General features: G+C 70.5%; 18 protein-coding genes and 2 tRNA genes. 14 read left to right on the top strand and 6 right to left on the bottom strand.

The genetic code is table 11. The features are described 5' to 3' along the window. Positions 1–131 precede the first annotated feature (131 nt). Positions 132–485, bottom strand: a complete 354-nt coding sequence (locus PLJ28_RS10415) for a hypothetical protein (RefSeq protein WP_183525242.1) — start codon at positions 483–485, stop codon at positions 132–134. 108 nt (positions 486–593) lie between these two features. Between PLJ28_RS10415 and PLJ28_RS10420 the strand changes: the two genes are divergently transcribed. The 6 genes from PLJ28_RS10420 (at position 594) to PLJ28_RS10445 (ending at position 6,311) form a co-directional block, all read left to right on the top strand. After that, positions 594–1,190, top strand: coding sequence for a TetR/AcrR family transcriptional regulator (locus PLJ28_RS10420; RefSeq protein ID WP_298041893.1), 597 nt, complete (start codon positions 594–596; stop codon positions 1,188–1,190). 136 nt (positions 1,191–1,326) lie between these two features. Beyond that, the gene (locus PLJ28_RS10425) at positions 1,327–2,490 is read left to right on the top strand and encodes an ABC transporter permease (protein WP_298041895.1); all 1,164 of its coding nucleotides are present in this window, start codon (positions 1,327–1,329) and stop codon (positions 2,488–2,490) included. Next, positions 2,487–3,251: an ABC transporter ATP-binding protein gene (locus PLJ28_RS10430; RefSeq protein ID WP_183525251.1), complete on the top strand. Its 765-nt coding sequence runs from the start codon at positions 2,487–2,489 to the stop codon at positions 3,249–3,251. Before PLJ28_RS10425 ends, PLJ28_RS10430 begins: the two co-directional genes overlap by 4 nt. Further along, complete coding sequence (locus PLJ28_RS10435; RefSeq protein WP_324590104.1) at positions 3,248–4,081, top strand: spermidine synthase; 834 nt, start codon at positions 3,248–3,250, stop codon at positions 4,079–4,081. The genes PLJ28_RS10430 and PLJ28_RS10435 overlap by 4 nt, the downstream gene beginning before the upstream one ends. A 77-nt stretch (positions 4,082–4,158) precedes the next feature. Beyond that, positions 4,159–5,040 carry a formate dehydrogenase accessory sulfurtransferase FdhD gene (fdhD, locus tag PLJ28_RS10440; RefSeq protein WP_183525257.1) on the top strand — a complete coding sequence of 294 codons (882 nt, stop codon included), beginning with the start codon at positions 4,159–4,161 and terminating at the stop codon, positions 5,038–5,040. Between the two features lie 35 nt (positions 5,041–5,075). Next, positions 5,076–6,311, top strand: coding sequence for an FG-GAP repeat domain-containing protein (locus PLJ28_RS10445; protein WP_255459420.1), 1,236 nt, complete (start codon positions 5,076–5,078; stop codon positions 6,309–6,311). Positions 6,312–6,407: 96 nt separating this feature from the next. Here PLJ28_RS10445 and pepN read toward each other — a convergent pair whose 3' ends face one another. Beyond that, the gene (gene pepN, locus PLJ28_RS10450) at positions 6,408–8,987 is read right to left on the bottom strand and encodes an aminopeptidase N (RefSeq protein ID WP_183525260.1); all 2,580 of its coding nucleotides are present in this window, start codon (positions 8,985–8,987) and stop codon (positions 6,408–6,410) included. 135 nt (positions 8,988–9,122) lie between these two features. Here pepN and PLJ28_RS10455 point away from each other — a divergent pair, with 135 nt between their 5' ends. Both PLJ28_RS10455 and PLJ28_RS10460 read left to right on the top strand, forming a co-directional pair. After that, positions 9,123–9,596, top strand: coding sequence for a ribose-5-phosphate isomerase (locus tag PLJ28_RS10455; protein WP_010144769.1), 474 nt, complete (start codon positions 9,123–9,125; stop codon positions 9,594–9,596). 15 nt (positions 9,597–9,611) lie between these two features. After that, positions 9,612–10,514 (top strand): Fpg/Nei family DNA glycosylase, encoded by a 903-nt coding sequence (locus tag PLJ28_RS10460; protein WP_183525263.1) that lies wholly within the window; start codon positions 9,612–9,614, stop codon positions 10,512–10,514. 21 nt (positions 10,515–10,535) lie between these two features. Here the strand turns inward: PLJ28_RS10460 and PLJ28_RS10465 are convergent, their stop codons facing one another. The 3 genes from PLJ28_RS10465 to PLJ28_RS10475 all read right to left on the bottom strand — a co-directional run bounded on the left by PLJ28_RS10465 (position 10,536) and on the right by PLJ28_RS10475 (position 11,817). Beyond that, the gene (locus tag PLJ28_RS10465) at positions 10,536–11,192 is read right to left on the bottom strand and encodes an SRPBCC domain-containing protein (RefSeq protein WP_183525266.1); all 657 of its coding nucleotides are present in this window, start codon (positions 11,190–11,192) and stop codon (positions 10,536–10,538) included. A gap of 1 nt (position 11,193) precedes the next feature. Then, complete coding sequence (locus PLJ28_RS10470; RefSeq protein ID WP_183525269.1) at positions 11,194–11,580, bottom strand: ArsR/SmtB family transcription factor; 387 nt, start codon at positions 11,578–11,580, stop codon at positions 11,194–11,196. Between the two features lie 163 nt (positions 11,581–11,743). After that, positions 11,744–11,817: transfer RNA gene (locus tag PLJ28_RS10475), tRNA-Gly, on the bottom strand. Positions 11,818–11,994: 177 nt separating this feature from the next. Here PLJ28_RS10475 and PLJ28_RS10480 point away from each other — a divergent pair. The 6 genes from PLJ28_RS10480 (at position 11,995) to PLJ28_RS10505 (ending at position 17,798) form a co-directional block, all read left to right on the top strand. Next, positions 11,995–12,068, top strand: a tRNA-Pro gene (locus PLJ28_RS10480). A 100-nt stretch (positions 12,069–12,168) separates the two neighbouring features. Continuing rightward, on the top strand, positions 12,169–13,914 hold the full coding sequence (gene tig, locus PLJ28_RS10485) for a trigger factor (protein ID WP_183525272.1): 1,746 nt from the start codon (positions 12,169–12,171) through the stop codon (positions 13,912–13,914). A 342-nt stretch (positions 13,915–14,256) separates the two neighbouring features. Beyond that, positions 14,257–14,853 carry an ATP-dependent Clp protease proteolytic subunit gene (locus PLJ28_RS10490; RefSeq protein ID WP_040386285.1) on the top strand — a complete coding sequence of 199 codons (597 nt, stop codon included), beginning with the start codon at positions 14,257–14,259 and terminating at the stop codon, positions 14,851–14,853. Positions 14,854–14,914: 61 nt separating this feature from the next. Next, entirely contained in the window at positions 14,915–15,586 is a 672-nt protein-coding gene (locus tag PLJ28_RS10495; RefSeq protein ID WP_010144762.1) for an ATP-dependent Clp protease proteolytic subunit, read from the top strand. Between the two features lie 187 nt (positions 15,587–15,773). After that, positions 15,774–17,075 carry an ATP-dependent Clp protease ATP-binding subunit ClpX gene (clpX, locus tag PLJ28_RS10500; RefSeq protein ID WP_183525275.1) on the top strand — a complete coding sequence of 434 codons (1,302 nt, stop codon included), beginning with the start codon at positions 15,774–15,776 and terminating at the stop codon, positions 17,073–17,075. Between the two features lie 66 nt (positions 17,076–17,141). Continuing rightward, complete coding sequence (locus tag PLJ28_RS10505; protein WP_370577102.1) at positions 17,142–17,798, top strand: mycothiol-dependent nitroreductase Rv2466c family protein; 657 nt, start codon at positions 17,142–17,144, stop codon at positions 17,796–17,798. 170 nt (positions 17,799–17,968) lie between these two features. Here the strand turns inward: PLJ28_RS10505 and valS are convergent, their stop codons facing one another. Continuing rightward, a complete protein-coding gene (gene valS, locus PLJ28_RS10510; RefSeq protein ID WP_183525277.1) occupies positions 17,969–20,629 on the bottom strand; it encodes a valine--tRNA ligase in 2,661 nt (886 codons plus the stop codon). Positions 20,630–20,710: the final 81 nt, after the last annotated feature.

Below are 20,710 nucleotides of genomic sequence, written 5' to 3' on the forward strand. Positions count from 1 at the left end.
TAGCTGGCCAGCTGCAGGTTGATGGGCTGCATGGGTTACTCCGGTCGGTTCTGGGACGGTCTGGTGCGCTGAGCCGGGTCCGGCCGAACCGTGGGCGGCTCAGCTCGCACCGGGCCTCCATCCGGTCCCGGTCACCAGAACACGGCGATGGCGATGTTGACCAGGGTGAGCCCGCCGACGGCGTGGGCCATGCCGGTGGAGACGTCCTGTCCCCGGCGGACGCGGCGGCGACCCATCACGGCCGCCACCAGGACGGCGAGGAGCACCACGAGCTTGACGGCGATCTTCGCGTGGTTGACCGGGCCGGCGTCGTCGTTCATCTCGAGCAGGCCGACCAGCAGGACGCCGGTGACCAACTGCACCCACGCACCGAGGTGCTGCCACGAGGACACGGTGGGCCGACGGAACATGGCCAACCAGCCGCCGAGGAGGGCGGCGGCGCCGAGGATGTGCAGGAACAGGGAGGCGGAATGCAGGAAGTCCATGGTCAGCCAGCCTACAGAGATGCCGACGCGCTGTCGAAAAGACGGGGAGTGGCTCCGTGACGCGCTGGGGGCGGGGCGTCGAGGGCGGCCGGAGTAGGGTGTGGACTCATGCCACGCATCAGCGAACCCACCGTTGCGGAGCATCGCGCCGCCCGGGAGCGAGCCCTGTTGGACGCCGCCCATGACCTGCTGACGGAGACGGGGGAGGCGCCCTCCCTGTCCCAGGTCGCCCAACGCGCCGGGCTCGCCCGCACCAGCATCTACCAGTACTTCACGTCCAAGCAGGAGCTGCTGCAGGCCATGGTCCGTGACGTCTACCCGCGCTGGACCGAACGGATCTCCGGCGCCATGGACCAGGCCCCCACCGAGGCCGACCGGCTCATGGCCTATGCCGCGGCGAACGTCTCGCTCGTCGCGGAGGGGGCGCACGCGGTGGGCAGCGCCCTGGCGGCGCTGGCTCCCGGGGAGGAGCTGGACGAACAGGCCGCGCGGATGCACCGGGAGGTCCAGCAGCCCCTGGTGCAGACGCTGGAGCGGCTGGAGGTCGAGTCCCCGGAGCAGGTCGCCGAGCTGGTCAACGCGGTGGTCCACGGTGCCACGCTGCTGCTGGAGTCCGGTCAGGACCTCGAGGCGGCCCTGAGGCACCTGCAGGTGGTCCTGGGGCCCATGGTGCGCGAGTGCGGCGGGCGGGGAACGATCGACTGACGGGCGCGAGGAGGGATGCCCGGGCGGGGCTTCCGCCGAGGCGGGATCCGGATTTCCGGTGCAGCCAGTCTTCATGACACACTGTCGATATCTTCTCGACACTCTGTCGCATACTTGACTGAAGGACTCCTTCCTCATGTTCCTCGCACTGCGCGAATTAGCCTTCGCCCGTGGCCGTTTCAGCCTGATGGGCCTGGTCATCGGCCTCATCGCCATCCTCATGGTGTTGCTCTCCGGCCTCTCCTCCGGACTCGTGAACGACGGCGTCTCGGGGCTGAAGTCCCTGCCCGTCTCCGCCTTCGCCTTCGATGAGGGCACCAAGACCGACAACGCCTTCTCCCGGTCCGTCGTGGACACCGACCAGCTCGCCGCCTGGCGCGGCCAGCCGGACGTGGCGGAGGCAGAACTCATGGGCACCTCGATCATGAACGCCGTCACCGACGACGGGCAGCAGGTCGACCTCACCATGTTCGGTGTGGAACCGGACGGGTTCCTGGCCCCCGAGGCGGCTGACGGCGGCGCCCTGGACGGGCCGGCCGGCATCGTGGTCTCGGAGAGCCTGCGGGGCGAGGGCATCGACCTCGGCACCGTCATCACCCTGGACCGGATCAACACCGAACTCGAGGTCGTCGGCTTCACCGAGGGCCAGGCGACCTTCGGCCACGTGGACATCGCCTACCTTCCCCTGGCCACCTGGCAGCTGATCGCCGCCGGCCAGGCCCCGGACGGGGCGGCTCCCACCGACGCGCACCTGGCCGCCCTGGACTTCGACCAGGCCTCGGTCATCGCCCTGCAGGGGGCGGAGGGCTCGGAGCTGGCGGTCGGTTCGGCCGAGGCGTTCGCCGCCGGGGACGCGGCGGCCACCACGACCACCCTGTCCCTGGAGGAGTCGTTCAACGCCTCTCCCGGGTACCAGGCCGAGACCATGACCCTGAGCATGATCCAGGTCTTCCTGTACGCCATCGGGGCCCTCGTGGTCGGCGCCTTCTTCACCGTCTGGACCATCCAGCGCGGACACGAGCTCGCCGTGCTGAGGGCCCTGGGCGCCTCGGCCGGATACCTGCTGCGTGACGGCCTGGCCCAGGCCTCCATCCTGCTGGTGTCCTTCACCGCCCTGGGCGTCGCGGCCGGCGTCGGGCTCGGCTCGCTGATGCCCGAGGGGATGCCGTTCGCCCTCGAGGCCCAGCCCATCGCCGTCGCCTCGGCGCTGACGATCCTGCTGGGACTCGTCGGCGCGGCCGTGGCCGTGCTGCGCGTGACCCGCATCGAACCGATTTCTGCCCTGGGAGGCAACCGATGAGCACCACCGTCGACCACCACCGCGAGCCCGCACAGGACCGGTCCGCCCCGGGCCCGGCCGGGAGCCTCGGCCTGCACCTGCGTGACGTCACCCTCGAGGTCGGTGACGGCGGGGAGAAGGTCCGCGCCCTCGACCACGTTGACCTCAGCGTCGCCCCCGGGGAGTTCGTGGCCGTCATCGGCCCGTCCGGGGCCGGCAAGTCCTCCCTGCTGGCCGTCGCGGGAGCACTGGCCGCACCGACCTCCGGCGTCGTCGAGGTGCTCGGGCAGGACCTGGCCGGCCTGCGCGGACAGGGGCAGCTGGCCGCGTTCCGGCGGCGCCACCTCGGTTTCGTCTTCCAGTCCGGCAACCTCGTCCCGGCCCTCACCGCAGCCGACCAGCTGCGGCTGGCCCGCCGGATCGCCCACCGCGGCGGCCGGTCCCGGTCCTTCGACCCGGCGCCGTTGCTCGAGGCGGTGGACATGGGGCACCGGGCGGGCCATCGCCCGGGACAGCTCTCCGGCGGGGAACGCCAGCGCGTGGGCATCGCCCGGGCCCTGGTGAACCAACCCAGCCTGTTGCTGGTGGACGAGCCGACCGCTGCGCTGGACCGCCGGCGCAGCCAGGACATCGTGGCCCTGCTGGCCCGCCAGTGCCACCAGCGCGGGATCGCCGGCGTGATGGTCACCCACGACCACGACGTCCTGGACCACTGCGACCGCGTGGTCGAGATGGTCGACGGCCGCCTGGTCGATCGTCGGTCTGTCACACTGAGGCCATGACGCCCCCTGACACCCCCGGTCCCGCGGGCCGCAGTATCCAGCTGAGCGTGTCCGGTGAGCGGGCCCGGATCATCCCGGACGAGCACGACGACGGCAGGGTCCTGGAGATCGGCGGGCAGGTCCAGTCCCACGTGGACCTGGCCGACCCCACCCGGATCCGGTACGAGTACCTGCGCCGGATGGCCAACGTCCTCGACGCCGCGTGGCCGGCCGCCCGAGCGATCCGCATCCTGCACCTGGGCGCCGGAGCGCTCACCCTGCCGCGCTACGTGCAGGCGGTCCGCCCCGGCTCCGTCCAGACCGTCGTGGACCTAGACCGCGAACTGCCCTCGTTCGTCGTCTCCGAACTGCCCCTGCCCGAGGGGACGGAACTGACGGTCGTGACGGGGGACGCCCGCACCGAGCTCGCCGGGCTGGACGCGGAGCCGTTCGACGCGATCGTGCTGGACATCTACACCGGGGTGGACGCCGCCGCGCACCTCACGGGCGAGGAGTTCTACGGCGAACTGCTGGACCGCCTCGGCGGCCAGGGGGTGCTGCTGGTGAACATCGGCGACGATTCCGGCCTGCGGTTCCTGGCCCGGCAGGCCCGGGCGCTGGAGGCCGCGGCCGCTGACGCGGGACTCTCCGGGGCCTGGTTGCTGGCCGACGCGACGCTGCTGGACCGGCTGGAGACCGGTAACGCCGTGCTGGCAGCGGGCGGTGCGCTCGCACGCACGGACCTCGAGGACCTGCGTTCGGCGCTGCTGGCCGCCGGGCCGCATCCGGCGGCGGTGCTGGACCCGGCCCGGACCGCGGCGTTCGCGGACCGCGTCACCGGTTCCGCCTAGGTCCCGGGTACCGGTCCGCGCCGGGCCGGGGTGGCTCCCGGTGGCGGCGCACCACCGCAGGGATGGATCATGGGTGCATGAGCAGGAGTGAGTCGCGGGTCCGGGTGGTGCGCGTGAAGGACGGTCGGCGCGAGGCGCGGGCGGACGTGCTGGCCGCGGAGGAACCGTTGGAGATCCGGGTGAACGGACGACGGCTGGCGGTGACCATGCGCACCCCCACTGAGGACTTCTCCCTGGCCGTGGGCTTCCTGCTCAGCGAGGGGCTGATCGGCCAGGCCTCCGAGGTGTCCTCGATCCGCTACTGCGGACGGGACTTCGGGCCCGGGGCCGAGGAGACGGACAACACGGTGGACGTGGTGCTGGCCCCGCACGTGGCGGCACCCGCCCCGGCGCTGGAACGCCACGTGCTGATGACCAGCGCCTGTGGGCTGTGCGGCCGCACCAGCATCGACTCCGTGCGCACCACCACGCGCTATCCCGTGGCCGAGGATCCGATGACGGTGACGGAGCAGACGGTGCTGTCCCTGCCCGAGGTGCTGCGGGAGCGCCAGAAGGTCTTCGACCGCACCGGCGGACTGCACGCCGCCGGCCTGTTCGATGCCGCCACCGGCGAGCTGGTGGCGGTCCGGGAGGACGTCGGCCGGCACAACGCGGTGGACAAGGTGCTCGGCTGGGCCCTGATGCAGGACATGCTCCCGCTGTCCGGGCACGTGCTGATGGTCTCCGGCCGCGCCAGCTTCGAGCTCACCCAGAAGGCCCTGATGGCCGGGGTGCCGATGCTCGCCTCGGTCTCCGCGCCGTCCTCGCTCGCGGTGGACCTGGCCCGGGAGGCCGGCATGACGCTGGCGGGCTTCGTGCGCGGTGAGCGGTTCGTCATCTACGCCGGGGAGCAGCGCGTCCTCGCCGCCGGGGATCCGGGCGCAGCGGAGTCCTTCTCCGGAGCACGCTCCCGGGCCTAGAATCCCCGCACCGTTCCAGCATCGTCCGGGGGTTCATGATGAGGCGCTCGATCTTCAGCCGCGTGGCGGGCGGCACCTGTGCGGCGGTCCTGGCGGTGGCGGCAGCGGTCCTCGCCGAGCCCGCCCACGCGGCCTCCCAGCCGATGTTCTCCTACGACCGGGGGTGGCGGGTGGACCAGCACGTGCGCGAGCTGGCCGACGTCAACGGGGACGGCCGCGCGGACGTGGTCGGCTTCGGCGGGGCGGGCGTCTACGTGGCCCACGGCCGGGCCAACGGGACGTTCAGCACCCCGAGCCTGAAGATCCGCAGCTTCGGCACCGACCAGGGGTGGTCCAACGCGCGGCACGTGCGCACGGTCGCCGACGTCGACGGCGACGGGCGCGGTGACCTCGTGGGCTTCGGGAATGCCGGGGTCCATGTCTCCTACGCGCAGCCCGACGGGTCCTTCACCCGCGCGGCACTGAAGGTGCGTGACTTCGGGTACGAGCAGGGCTGGAGGGTGGGAGCGCATCCGCGTCTGCTGGCCGATCTCAACGGCAACGGCACTGCGGACATCGTGGGCTTCGGCCATTCGGGGGTGACCATCTCCCACGGGCTGGCCAACCGCACCTTCGCCGGGACCGGCAAGCGGATCGACAGCTACGGCTACGACCGCGGCTGGCGGGTGGAGAAGCACGAGCGACTGCTCGCGGACATGGACGGCAACGGGACGTCGGACATCGTCGGCTTCGGTGACGCCGGCGTGTACGTCTCCTACTTCTCCGCGGCTGGCGATACCTTCACCCGACCCGCCCTGGAGGTCCGGGACTTCGGGTACGCCCAGGGCTGGCGGGTGGAACGCCACCCGCGGATGGTCGACGACATCAGCGGCCACGCGCTGCCCGACCTGATCGGGTTCGGGGCACAGGGGGTCTACGCGGCCTACTCGCGGCCCTACGACCCCGGGGAGCCGAAGTTCCAGCCACCGTCCCTGGAGCTGCGCAGCTTCGGCTACGCCCAGGGGTGGCGGGTGGACCGCCACCCCCGGACGACGGCCGACGTCAACGGCGACGGGATCGGGGACGTGGTGGGCTTCGGCAGCGCGGGCACCTACGTGGCCTACGGGGACGACGACTTCCTGTTCGGTCCGCAGCGGCTGACCACCGAGTTCGGGTACGACGCCGGGTGGTCCCCCGACCGGTACCCGCGGCTCCTCGGCGACGTCAACGGCGACGGCCGGGACGACATCGTCGGCTTCGGCCACTCCGCCACCACCGTCCGCCTCTCCTGACCCGCCGGCGCCGGTCAAGCACCGGCACCGATCAGGCACCGGTGGGTCAGGACGGCCCGGGTCACCCGCACGGGGCGCCCCGGGGCCGTACGCTGGTCAGCCCCGCGCGGCGGCGTCGACCGTCCGCGCCGCGAGGGCGCGCACCGTCTCGTCCCGGGACTCGGCCACGGTCCGGGCCAGCGCCGGCTGCTCCGCCTGCGACCGCGCCACCAGCTCGTCCGCGGCGTCGATGGTGTCCTGGCAGACCTGCGCCCCCGGGAACAACCCGACCGCCGCGGACTCGGCCATCTCGTGGGACCGCGAGGACCACAGTCCTTCCACGGTCGAGAAGAACCGGGGGGCGAACGGGGCCAGCAGGGCAGGGTCGTGCACGCGGTTGAACCCGAGGATCACGTTGCGCTGGGTCGTGTTGGACAGGGACCCGGAGACCACCTGCTCCCACGCGGCCTGCTTGGCCTCGGTGGTCCCGACGGCGGCGCGGGCCTGGGCCGCGGCCAGCGCACCGGTCGCCGTGGGGTCGGCGGCCTCGGCCGCGGCGATCTCGGCCTCCCCGGCGCGGCCGCCGGCCGCGAGCCCGGTGAGCATCTCCCACTTCAGGTCGGTGTTCAGGTCGAGCCCGGCCAGTTCCTCCGCACCCGAGTGCAGGGCCGCGAGGGTGTCCAGCTGGGCGTCGGACCGGGCGTGCAGGGCGAACGCCTTGACGAACTGCAACTGGTGGTCCGACCCCGGCTCCGCGGCCCGGGCCAGTTCCAGCAGACGGGTGGCGGCGGACTCGCGCATCGCCGGGGCGTGGGATGCGGCCGCGTACTGGGACAGGGCGGTGGCCAACTGGCGCAACAGGGTCTGCACCACCGAGGAGTCCCGCTCATGCCCGATGTTGGCCAGCACCAGGTCGGTGAACCAGCCGGCCGTGGCCTCGGCGTCCCGGGTGGCGTCCCAGGCAGCACCCCACAGCAGGGTGCGCGGCAGGGACTCGGCCACGTCCTTCAGCCGCGTGGAGGCGGTCTGCCAGGAGGCGGAGTCCAACCGGATCTTGGCGTAGGCCAGGTCGTCGTCGTTGGGCAGGATCAGGTCCGGGCGCGGCCTGCCGGCCGCCTCGGTCACCTCGGTCACCTCGCCGTCCACGTCCAGCTCGAAGCGGTCGGTGCGCACCAGGCGCCCCGAGTCGTCGGCGGAGTAGAACCCCACGGCCATCCGGTGCGGGCGCAGGATCGAGTCACCGGGCCGGCCGTCTCCCGGCGCCGACTGGCGCAGGCGCAGGGAGGTGATGGCACCGTCGTCGGACTCCTCGCCGTCCACCTCCACGGTGAGGGTGTTGACCCCGGAGGTCTCCAGCCACTGGTGGGTCCACTCGGACAGGTCCCGGCCGGAGGACGCCTCCAGCTCGCGCATCAGGTCCGGCAGCTCGGTGTTGGACCAGGCGTGCTTGCCGAAGTACTCACGCACCCCGGCCATGAAGTTCTCCTGGCCGACCCACGCCACCAGCTGGCGCAGCACGGAGGCGCCCTTGGCGTAGGTGATGCCGTCGAAGTTCACCAGCACGTCCTCCAGGTCCCGGATCTCGGCTTTGATGGGGTGGGTGGAGGAGAGCTGGTCCTGTCGGTAGGCCCAGTTCTTCTCCATCGAGGAGAACGTGGTCCAGGCCCCGGTGTAGCGCGTGTTCTCGGCGGCGGCCAGCGTGGACATGAACTCGGCGAAGGACTCGTTGAGCCACAGGTCGTTCCACCAGCGCATGGTCACCAGGTTCCCGAACCACATGTGGGCCAGCTCGTGCAGGACGGTGATCGCCCGGCGCTCGATCATCGCCTCGGTGACCGTGGAGCGGAAGACGTAGTTCTCCAGGAAGGTCACCGCCCCGGCGTTCTCCATGGCCCCGGCGTTGAACTCGGGCACGAACAGCTGGTCGTACTTCTCGAAGGGGTAGGGGGTGCCGAACTGGGCCTCGAAGAACTCGAAGCCCTGGCGGGTGAGCTCGAAGATGTTCTCGGCGTCCAGGTGCTCGAACAGGGAGGCGCGGCAGTAGGCGCCCAGCGGGATGGTGCGGCCGTCCGCGCTGGTCAGCTCGGAGTGGGCGGACCGGTACGGTCCGGCGATCAGGGCGGTGATGTAGGAGGAGATCCGCGGGGTGGGGGAGAAGGACCACATGGCGGTGCCCTCCGCGGCCCGGACGGGCTCGGGCGTGGGGGAGTTCGAGACGACGCTCCAGTGGTCCGGGGCGGTCACCGTGAAGGCGAAGGCCGCCTTGAGGTCGGGCTGCTCGAACACCGCGAACATGCGCCGGGAGTCCGGGACCTCGAACTGCGTGTACAGGTAGGTCTCGTCGTCCACCGGGTCCACGAAGCGGTGCAGGCCCTCGCCGGTGTTCATGTAGTCCGCCAGCCCGTCCACCACCAGCGTGTTGTGCTCGGCCAACGGACCCACCGTGATGCGCGTGCCGTCGAAGGCGTCCGCGGCCAGCCCGGTGCCGTTCAGGGTGACGGTGGGCGCCTGGCTGGAGACGAAGTCGATGAACGTGCTGCCCCCCACCGCCTCGGGCGCCGCCGTGAAGGTGACCGTGGTCGTCGAGCGGAAGTGGTCGCCGTCGAGGGTGACGTCCAGGACGACGTCGTAGGACTCCACGGACAGGGCCTGAGCACGCTGCTGGGCCTCGGCACGGGTGATGTTCTGGCTGGACACGGGACCTCCGGTCGGGAACGGGTTTGTGAAAGGACTGCTGGCTATCGTGGTCATTGTGCCATCGGCCACCATCGTGAGGATAGGGCTAGGCTGATCGCTGGCCCGAACCACCCGTCCGTCCCCCAGGAGCAGTCCATGCGCGTCCACATCGCCACCGACCACGCCGGCCTCGAGCTCAGCGCCCACCTCATCCGTCACCTCGGGGAGCAGGGGTACGAGATGGTGGACCACGGGCCGCAGTCCTATGACCCGCAGGACGACTACCCGGCGTTCTGCATCCGCGCGGCCCAGGCCGTGGTGGTGGACCAGCGGTCCGGCGTCGAGGCGCTCGGGATCGTGCTCGGCGGCTCGGGCAACGGTGAGCAGATCGCGGCGAACAAGGTCCGTGGTGTCCGCGCCGCGCTCGCGTGGAACCTGGAGACCGCCCGGCTGGCCCGGGAGCACAATGACGCGAACGTGATCGCCGTCGGTGGCCGCCAGCACTCCCTGGAGGAGGCCACCGGGCTCATCGAGGCCTTCCTCGCCGAGCCGTTCTCCGGCGATGAGCGCCACGTGCGCCGCATCGGCAAGATCGCGCACTACGAGTCGACCGGCGAGGTGCAGGACTGACCGGGAGGCCTGCCCGTGCCTGAGGGCCATTCGATCCACCGCCTCGCCCGCCAGTTCGGGGACGTCTTCGGCGGTGAACGGCTGCGGGTGAGCTCGCCGCAGGGACGCTTCACCGACGGCGCACGGCGACTCGACGGCGCCGTCCTCGTGGACGCCCGGGCCCACGGCAAGCACCTGTTCCTCGACTTCGACGTGGACCTGGTGCTGCGCGTGCACCTGGGGCTCTACGGGGCCTGGAGCTTCGGCGGGGACGAGACCTTCCGGGGCGCCTCCTCGATCGGCGCGCCGCGGAGGATGGGGGAGACGGAGACCCCCGACGACGGCGGGGCCCGCGCGTACTCCGGTCCGCCGGAGCCGGTGGGCCAGGTCCGGGCGCGGCTGGTGTCCGCCCATGGCTGGGCGGACCTGCGAGGACCCAGTGCCTGCGAGGTGATCACCCCCGGCGAGGCCGAGGGCGTCGTCGCGCGACTGGGACCGGACCCCCTCGTGACCGGTACCGGCCCCGGGGCGTTCCTGGAGCGGCTGTCCCGCCGCTCCGTGGCCCTGGGCCAGTTGCTGATGGACCAGTCGGTCCTGGCCGGCGTCGGGAACATCTACCGGGCCGAGTCCCTCTTCCGCGCCCGGCTCGACCCCTGGCTGCCCGGACGGAGGGTGGGCGAGGAGGACGGCGTGCGGCTGTGGGACGACCTGGTGGACCTGATGGCCGACGGGGTCCGGGTCGGCCGGATCATCACCACGGACCCGGCACACCGGGACGCGGTGGGCCCTGACGGCGGACCGGCGCCCCTGTGGCCCGACAACGCGTACTACGTGTACCAGCGCGAGGGACTGGACTGCCGGGTGTGCGGCGCCGAGGTCAGGGTGACGCAGATGCAGGCGCGGAACCTGTTCTGGTGCCCGCGCTGCCAGGCGTCCTGACCGGCACACCGCCTCGGCCGGTCATCCGCCCGCCCCGGTGTAGAACCCGTAGGTGGCATCGGCGTTCCTCGCGGCGTGCTCCGGATCGGCGCCGTCCGCCACGTGGGCCGCGGCCCATCCGTCGGCGCAGCCGCGGTAGAACGACCTGCCCTCGTCCGTGAGGGCCCACGCCTCCGCCTCGCCGGGGGAGAGGGAACCCTCGGTGGCCCCCAGGTGCAGTGACAGCCCGAGCAGCCCACCGTCCCAGCCGACGCCCGTGGCCCCGGGGCCGTAGGTATCCCACATCCCCGCGGGCATGTCGGCCACGCGGGCCACGTGCTCGATCGCGCACCGGGTCCGCTCGCCCTCTGCCGTCAGCCGGACGGTCACCCAGGAGACGCCCCCGCCGAACTCCCACGTGATCCGGTAGGACGCAGTGCCTCCGGTCGGCGGGGTGCACTCGAGCACCTCTCCGCCGGCGTTGCCCTCCAGCTGATAGCGTCCGCCGGGCTCCAGCTCTCCGGTGACGGGCAGGAACCAGCGCCTGATGCGATCCGCGGTCGTCACGGCCTCCCAGACGTCGTCGATCGGCGCCGGGTAGGCCTGTTCCAGTGTCTGGACGTGGGAGGGTTCCCCCTCGCGGTCCTCGGTGTGGATGCCCCGCGTCACGGCTGCCAATTGGGACTGGACGTCGACCATGTCATCTCTCCTTGCTGGGTGGGTCCTCCCCGGGGTGTTCCCCGGGGTCACGCTCGGCCGCGAGCCGCCGGTCCCGCCTCCCGCGCGCCAGCTCGGTGCCCAGGGCGTCGAGCCGGGGTTGCCAGAACCGCTCGAAGGCGCTGAGCCACTGGCTCGCCTCCCGGGGGCCCTCGGCACGCACGGCGTAGAGCCGGCGGGTCCCCTCGGGCCGGACGGAGGCGAAGCCGTGCTCCCGCAACACCCTCAGGTGCTGGGAGACCGCGGGTTGGCTGATGCCGAACTCCTCCTGGATCACGGCGCCGATCTCGCCCGCGCTCAGTTCCCCGTCGACGAGCATCTCGAGGATGCGCCGCCGGACCGGGTCGCCGAGGACGTCGAGTGCGTGCATGGACCCAAGGTTTCACCCGAACTTATATAAGTCAATACTGATTCAGCGGGACGGGAGTTCCCTGGGGGCAGGGGCCTGGGACTGTCCGGCGGGGCGCGCTGCGGGCACGGGCCCGGAACGCGGCAAGGGCCCCGACCTGTGCGGTCGGGGCCCTTGCCGGCAGTGGAGGGGATGACGGGAATCGAACCCGCGTAGCCAGTTTGGAAGACTGGGGCTCTACCATTGAGCTACATCCCCACGGCGCCGCATCCCGCCACATCGGCCGGGAACAGCGTGGTAGAGCGTACCAAGGATCGAGGCGACGCCGCAAAGCGGCAGGCGTACCGCCGCCGGGCCCCGGAGGTCGCCGGAATGCGGACCATGGCGTGGGAATGCGTACACTGGTCTCTGGCCAGAAACGGCCAGGGCCGTCTGCGGGGTGTAGCTCAGCTTGGTAGAGCGCGCGCTTTGGGAGCGTGAGGCCGCAGGTTCAAATCCTGTCACCCCGACGTCATGGCCCCCGGTGGGGCCTGATTCACCGGATGCCCGGCGGCCGGGCAACGAGAAGTGCCCATCAGACGAGACAAGCAATCCACACAGGAGTCCTAAGTGGTCAAGAGCACCGCAGAAAACCTCAGCCCGACCCGGGTCAAGCTGGACGTCGAGGTCCCCTTCGAGGACCTCAAGCCACGCCTGGACGATGCCTACAAGACCGTGGCCAACCAGATCCAGGTCCCCGGCTTCCGTAAGGGCAAGGTTCCGGCGCGCATCATCGACCAGCGCATCGGGCGTGGCTACGTGGTGGAGACCGCCGTCAACGAGGGTCTGAACGACTTCTACCAGCAGGCGCTGATCGAGACGGAGACCACCCCGATGGCCCGTCCCGAGGTCGAGGTCACCTCGATGCCCGGTGTCGACGGCGATGCCGAGGGCCCGCTGAAGTTCACCGTCGAGGTGGACATCCGCCCGGAGATCGAGTTGCCGGACTACAAGGGTCTGAAGGTCACCGTGGAGCCCGCCGCGGCCTCCGAGGAGGACGAGCAGAAGGCCCTGGACGAGCTGCGCTCCCGCTTCGGCACCCTGAAGGCCGTGGACCGCCCCGCCGCCCAGGACGACTTCGTCACCATCACGCTGACCGCCAGCATCGGCGACGAGCAGGTCGACCACGCCGAGGACCTGTCCTACCAGGTCGGCGCCGGCACCATGCTGGACGGCATGGACGAGGCTCTCGAGGGCCTCTCCGCCGGCGAGGACGCCGTCTTCGAGACCACGCTGGCCGGTGGCGAGCACTCCGGCGAGAAGGCCACCGTCAAGGTCGTCCTGGGCTCCGTCAAGGAGCGCGAGCTGCCCGAGGCCGATGACGACTTCGCCCAGCTGGCGTCCGAGTTCGACACCATCGAGGAGCTGAAGGCCGACCTGAAGGCCAAGGCCGCCGAGGGCGCCGTCACCGGTCAGGGCATCGAGGCCCGGGACAAGGTCCTGGAGGAGCTGGTCAAGCTCGTCGAGGTCCCGGTGCCCGACTCCGTGGTCACCGAGCAGGTCGAGCAGCACTTCGCCCAGGGCGGCCACGCCGAGGGTGACGACCACGACACCGAGGAGCACCGCGCCGAGGTGGAGCAGAACGCCCGCGAGGCCTTCCGCAACGAGATCATCCTCGACAAGGTCGCGGACGCCGAGGAGATCGGCGTGGACCAGGGTGAGCTGATCGAGTACATCATCTCCACCTCCCAGCAGTACGGCATGGACCCGAACCAGTTCGCGCAGATGCTGGACCAGGCCGGCCAGGTCCCGATGATCATGGGCGAGGTCCGCCGCCGCAAGGCGCTGGCCAAGGTCCTGGAGTACGCCGAGGTCACCGACACCGAGGGCAATGCCGTGGACCTGACCGCCTTCGTGACCCCGGGTGGTGCCGAGGCCGTCGAGGCCGACGCCGCTGAGTCGGCGGAATCCGCTGACTCTGCCGACTCAGCTGACTCGGCGGATTCCGCCGACAGCGCTGACTCCGCCCCGTCGCCGGCCGAGGCCGCCGAGGAGGCTCCGGCCAAGAAGGCCCCCGCCAAGAAGGCCCCCGCCAAGAAGACCCCGGCCAAGTCCGCCGCCGCCACGGCAGATGACGCAGAGGCGGAGGAGTCCGAGGCCCCGGCCAAGAAGGCCCCCGCCAAGAAGGCTCCGGCGAAGAAGGCCCCGGCCAAGAAGGCCCCGGCGAAGTCCGCTGCCGCCCAGGCCGAGGACTCCGCCGAGGAGTCGGAGGCCCCGGCGAAGAAGGCTCCCGCCAAGAGGGCCCCGGCGAAGAAGGCCCCGGCCAAGTCCACCGCCGCCAAGGCTGAGGAGAAGGCCGAGCCCACGGAGGCCTGAGCCTTCCGGGGCGTCGCCTGCGCGGCAGGGTGACCCCCGGCAGGTGACCCCTGGCCGGGCCGGACTGCCCGCCATCACCCGGATGCCCGGGCCCACGGACCATCGGTCCGGGGGCCCGGGCATCCTGCGCACCGCCCCGCACGGCTCCGCTGCTCTGCCGGCCGTGCGGGGCGGCGTCGGGACTGCACGCCAACAGCGAACAGCCGGGTCAGAAGGACCCGGGTGGGGTGCGGGGCCAGTAGTCTCTGATCAAGACCCGTGCCACCGGTGTATCCGGTGGACACCTGAAGTCCATCAGAAGGAAGGCAGGGCGCCATGTCCGCATCGTCCACTGCTCCCCGTATGGCGTCGGTTGACCCGGCGGCCCGCGAGGACTACATCTACAACCGCCTGCTCAAGGAACGCATCATCTGGCTCGGTTCCGAGGTGATGGATGAGAACGCGAACGCCATCTGCTCCCAGATGCTCCTGCTGTCCGCCGAGGACCCGGAGAAGGACATCTACCTGTACATCAACTCCCCGGGTGGGTCCATCACCGCGGGCATGGCGATCTACGACACCATGAAGTACATCCCGAACGACGTGGTGACCGTGGCCACCGGCATGGCCGCCTCGATGGGCCAGTTCCTGCTGTCCTCCGGGACCAAGGGCAAGCGTTACGCCACGCCGCACGCCCGCATCCTGATGCACCAGCCCTCCGGCGGCATCGGCGGCACGGAGTCTGACATCCGCATCCAGGCCCAGCTGATCCTGCACATGAAGCAGGTCATGGCCGAGCTCACCGCGGAACAGACCGGCCAGACCGTGGACACGATCCTCAAGGACAACGAGCGGGACAAGTGGTTCACCGCCCAGGAGGGCCTGGAGTACGGGTTCTTCGACCACATCGCCGAACGTGCCGGCACCGTGTCCGGCGGCGGAGGCGTGGACAACTCCTGATCCCCCGGATCGAGACCGTCCGCCCGACTCCCACAGACCCTTCGCCCAGGAGAGACCAGAGATGAACCACCAGTTCCCCGTCGGAATGCCCTCCGGTGCCGGCCAGCCGGTCCCGAGCAACCGCTACATCCTGCCCCAGTTCGAGGAGCGCACCCCCTACGGCTTCAAGCGGCAGGACCCCTACGCCAAGCTGTTCGAGGACCGCATCGTGTTCCTCGGCGTCCAGGTGGACGACGCCGCCGCGGACGACATCATGGCCCAGCTGCTCGTGCTGGAGTCCATGGACTCCGAGCGGGACATCACCCTGTACATCAACTCGCCGGGTGGCTCCTTCACCGCGATGACGGCGATCTACGACACGATGCAGTTCATCCGTCCCGAGGTCCAGACCGTGTGCCTGGGCCAGGCCGCCTCGGCCGCCGCGGTGCTGCTGGCCGCCGGCGCCCCCGGCAAGCGGCTGGCGCTGCCCAACGCCCGCGTGCTGATTCACCAGCCGTCCATGGGCGGGGACCGCGGCACCGCCACGGACCTGCAGATCCACGCCGAGGAGCTGCTGCGCATCCGCACCTGGATGGAGGAGACGCTGGCCGCGCATACCGACAAGACCGCCGAGCAGGTGCGCCAGGACATCGACCGGGACAAGTTCCTCTCGGCCGCCGGGGCCAAGGAGTACGGCCTCGTGGACGAGGTGCTGGAGTCCCGCAAGATCACCAAGCCGCAGCTGAGCAGCTGACCGGCGGCAGCGCTCCGGTCCGGTTCCGCTGAGGTTCCCGACGGCGGCCCCCACCCTGCAGCGCCCACGCGGCCAGGGTGGGGGCCGCCGTTGCAATCCACCGGCTTAGCCCGTCCACCCCCTAAGCTGTAATGGCAGTACCTCGGGATCCGGGCAGGATCCCACCCCCTAACGAGGAGAACCCCGTATGGCCCGCATCGGCGAGAGCGCTGACCTGCTCAAGTGCTCATTCTGTGGAAAGAGCCAGAAGCAGGTCAGGAAACTGATCGCAGGCCCCGGTGTCTACATCTGCGATGAGTGCATCGAGCTGTGCAACGAGATCATCGAGGAGGAGCTCTCCGAGGTCGCCGAGACCGCCGAGGTCGAGCTGCCCAAGCCGCGGGAGATCTACGACTTCCTCGAGGAGTACGTGATCGGCCAGACCGAGGCCAAGAGGTCCCTCGCCGTCGCCGTCTACAACCACTACAAGCGCATCCGCACCGGACAGCAGACCAAGGAGAGCTCCCTGCTGGACCGTCACGGTGAGGACTCGGAGCTGGCCGACGTCGAGGTCGGCAAGTCCAACATCCTGCTCGTCGGACCCACCGGCTCCGGCAAGACCTATCTCGCACAGACCCTGGCGCGCAAGCTCAACGTCCCCTTCGCCGTCGCGGACGCGACCTCACTGACCGAGGCCGGATACGTGGGCGAGGACGTGGAGAACATCCTGCTCAAGCTCATCCAGGCCGCGGACTACGACGTCAAGAAGGCCGAGCAGGGCATCATCTACATCGACGAGATCGACAAGATCTCGCGGAAGTCCGAGAACCCCTCCATCACCCGGGACGTCTCCGGTGAGGGCGTGCAGCAGGCCCTGCTGAAGATCCTCGAGGGCACCACGGCCGCCGTCCCCCCGCAGGGTGGCCGCAAGCACCCGCACCAGGAGTTCCTGCAGATCGACACGTCGAACGTGCTGTTCATCGTGGCCGGTGCGTTCGCCGGTCTGGACGACATCATCGCCTCCCGTGCCGGCAGCAAGGGCATCGGCTTCGGCGCCCCGCTGAACACCATCGGCAAGCGGGACGTGTCCTACGCGGACGTCCGCCCCGAGGACCTGCTGAAGTTCGGGCTGATCCCGGAGTTCATCGGTCGCCTGCCCGTCATCACCACGGTGGACAACCTCGACCACGCGCAGCTCATCAGCATCCTCACCGAGCCGAGGAACGCGCTGCTGAAGCAGTACCAGAAGATGTTCCTGATGGACGGCGTGGAACTGCAGTTCGACCAGGACGCCCTGGACGCCGTGGTGGACCAGGCGGAGGACCGGGGGACCGGCGCCCGCGGGCTGCGCTCCATCATGGAGGAGGTCCTCAAGCCCGTCATGTTCGACCTGCCCTCCCGCGAGGACATCGCCACGGTGGTCATCACCGGGGACGTGGTCCGCGAGGGCGCCGAACCGACCCTCATCTCGCAGGAAGTCCAGCGCAAGCGCCGGAATAAGTCCGCCTGAGATACGGTTGCGCCTGGAAGACCCACCCCCACCGATCGCCGTGGTCTGACGGCGAAGAGGAGCACAGTGACTGACCTGAAGACCGATCCGCGCACCGAGGAGCTCGACGAGGGCACCGCCGACGTCCAGACCGTCGACTTCTGGTTCGACTGCACCTGCCCGTACGCGTGGATCACCTCTCGCTGGATGCACGAGGTCGAGGCGGTCCGTCCGATCAGCGTCCGGTGGCGCATCATGTCCCTGTCCGTGCTCAATGAGGGTCGCGACCTGGACCCGGGGTACCTGGAGGCGATGGACAGGGCCTGGCTGCCGGCCCGCGCCGCCACCCAGGTCTGGGACCGCCACGGGGACGAGGTCCTCGGGAAGTTCTACACCGCCGTCGGCACCCGCGTGCACAACGAGGGGAACAAGGACTACGAGGCCGTCATCGCCGCAGCGCTGGCGGAATTGGGTCTGGACGCCGGGATCCTCGACGCCGCGAGGACTGATGTCCTGGACGAGAAGATGCGCGAGTCCCACCAGGAGGGCATCGACCAGGTGGGTGATGAGGTCGGCACCCCGGTGGTCGCCTTCAACGGCACCGCCTTCTTCGGCCCCGTGATGACCCGTATTCCCCGCGGTGAGGAAGCCGGCCGGATGTTCGACGGCGCGGTGGCCCTGGCCGAGTTCCCGTACTTCTACGAGATCAAGCGTTCCCGCACCACCAAGCCGCAATTCGATTGAGCACGTGCGCGATGACCGGTGAGTGGCAGCGTCGCGGTCGTCGCCCGGGCTGAACCGCCGACCTGCGCCGATGGAGCAACCACAGCACGCCTCGGCGCCACCAGCACAGACAGTAGGAGCCCGGACCATCAGGTCCGGGCTCCTACTGTCTGTGGTGTCTAGGCTGGCTGTCAGGCCTCCACGGCCGCGGCCAGCCGGACCTCGGACACCGAGACGTCCGCGTCCTCCGCCGGGGTGCCGGCCGTGAGGGTCAGTTCCTGGACGTTGCCGGCGGCCTTGAGGTCCGCCAGCCCGCCGCGCAGCGAGGTGAGGCGACTCTCCGGGGCGGTCACGACGGCGGAGAGCACCTCGGTGCGCTGCTTCACCTTGGCCTCGGACTTGGCCTTCCGGATGCCGCCGAGCGCCAGGGCGACTGTGGTGAGCACGTCAGCGGTGGCACCGGTGGCGGCCGCCTCGATGCCCGCGATCTCGGCGGGCAGTCCCGGCCAGGGGGCGCGGTGCACGGAGCCGGTGCGCCACCAGCCCCAGACCTCGTCCGTGGCGAAGGGCTGGAACGGGGCGAGCAGGCGCAGCAGCGCGTCCAGGGTGGTGGCCAGGGTGGCGCGCACGGAGGCCTGCTCGGCCTCGCCGTGGCCCCCGTAGGCACGGTCCTTGATCAGCTCCACGTAGTCGTCCGTGAACTGCCAGAAGAAGGACTCGGTCAGGTTCAGCGCCCGCGCGTAGTCGTAGGCCTCGAAGGCACGGGTGGACTGGGCCACCGTGTCGTAGAGGCGGACCATCAGGGAGCGGTCCAGCGCGTTGGTGATGACCTCTGCGGACTCGGCGCGGGAGACCACGTCCCGCTCGGTGGCACCCAGGTTCAGCGCGAACTTGGAGGCGTTCAGCAGCTTGATGGCCAGCCGGCGCCCGATCTTCATCTGGGCGACCTCATAGGCGGTGTCCGCGCCGAGCTTGGCGGAGGCGGCCCAGTAGCGGACGGCGTCCGAGCCGAACTCGTCCAGCACGTCGGTGGGGACCACCACGTTGCCCTTGGACTTCGACATCTTCTTCCGGTCCGGGTCCAGGATCCAGCCGGACAGGGCGGTGTGGTGCCACGGCACGGAGTCGTTGAGGGCATCGGCGCGGACCACGGTCGAGAACAGCCAGGTCCGGATGATGTCGTGGCCCTGGGGGCGCAGGTCGAACGGGAAGACCTTGCCGAAGAACGCCTCGTCCCGTCCCCACTTGCCCACGATCTGCGGGGTCAGCGAGGAGGTCGCCCAGGTGTCGAGCACGTCCGGATCGCCGGTGAACCCTCCGGCCACCCCGCGCTGGGACTCCTCGTAACCGGGCGCCGGCTCGGCCACCGGGTCCACCGGCAGCTGGTCCTCGGACGGCAGGATCGGGTGCTCGTAGTCCGGCTCGCCGTGCTCGTCCAGGGGGTACCAGACCGGGATGGGGACCCCGAAGAAGCGCTGGCGGGAGACCAGCCAGTCACCGTTGAGGCCCTCCACCCAGTTCTCGTACCGGTGCCGCATGTGCTCCGGATGCCAGTTCAGGGACCGGCCGCGTGCCACCAGCTTCTCGCGACGCTCGGCGTCGCGTCCGCCGTTGCGGATGTACCACTGGCGGGAGGAGATGACCTCGAGGGGCTTGTCGCCCTTCTCGTAGAAGTTCACGGCGTGCATGATCTTCTTCGGCTCGCCGTCCATCAGTCCGGCCTCGGTCAGGGCGGCGACGACGGTCTCCTTGGCGGAGAACACGGTCTTGCCGGCCAGGGCGGCGTAGTGCTCGCGGCCGGCCTCGGTGGTGATCCACTCCGGGGTCTCGGCGTGGAACCGGCCGTCACGGCCGACCACGGTGCGGGTGGGCAGTTGCAGCTCGCGCCACCAGGTGACGTCGGTGAGATCGCCGAAGGTGCACACCATGGCGATGCCGGAGCCCTTGTCCGGCTGTGCCAGCGGGTGGGCCTTGACCTCCACGGGCACCTCGAACAGGGGAGAGGTCACGAAGGTGCCGAACAGCGGCTGGTACCGCTCGTCGTCGGGATGGGCCACGAGGGCGGTGCAGGCCGGCAGCAGCTCGGGCCGGGTGGTCTCGATGTAGACCTGCTCCCCGGACGCGGTGGTGAACGGGTACCGATGGTAGGCGCCGGGGACCTCGCGGTCCTCGAGCTCGGCCTGGGCCACGGCGGTGCGGAAGGTCACGTCCCACAGGGTGGGGGCCTCGGCCAGGTAGGCGTCGCCCGTGGCCAGGTTCTGCAGGAAGGCGCGCTGGGAGACGGACCGGGAGGTGTCGTCGATCGTGCGGTAGGTCAGAGACCAGTCCACGGACAGCCCGAGGCGGGTGAACAACCCCTCGAAGACCTTCTCGTCCTCGACCGCGAGCTCCTCGCACAGCTCGATGAAGTTCCTGCGGGAGACGACGTCCCAGTCCCGCTGGTTCTTCGCCGGCTTCTCCGGGGGGCGGTAGCCCTCGATATAGGGCTTCGTCGGGTCGCAGCGCACGCCGTAGTAGTTCTGCACGCGGCGCTCGGTGGGCAGTCCGTTGTCGTCCCAGCCCATCGGGTAGAACACGTTCTTGCCGGTCATGCGCTGGTAGCGGGCCAGCACGTCCGTCTGGGTGTAGGAGAACATGTGGCCCACGTGCAGCGAACCGGAGGCGGTCGGCGGGGGCGTGTCGATCGAGTAGACCTCACCCCGGACGGTGTCCTCGTCGAAGGCGTAGGTGCCCTCGGCGCGCCAGCGGGCCGAGAGCTTGTCCTCCAGGCCCTCCAGGGCGGGCTTGTCCGGAACGGTCACGGCGGGGGTCGGGGAAACGGGCGTGTCTGTGCCCGGGGTCTGTTCAGCCATGTCCTCGATTGTCCCATGTCGTCCGGTCCCGTCCCGCACCCGCCCCGGCGGCGGCACGTCGTGCGCGGAGAGGAGACCTAC

It is taken from the genome of Citricoccus sp. (assembly GCF_035445025.1).
GTDB lineage: Bacteria > Actinomycetota > Actinomycetes > Actinomycetales > Micrococcaceae > Citricoccus.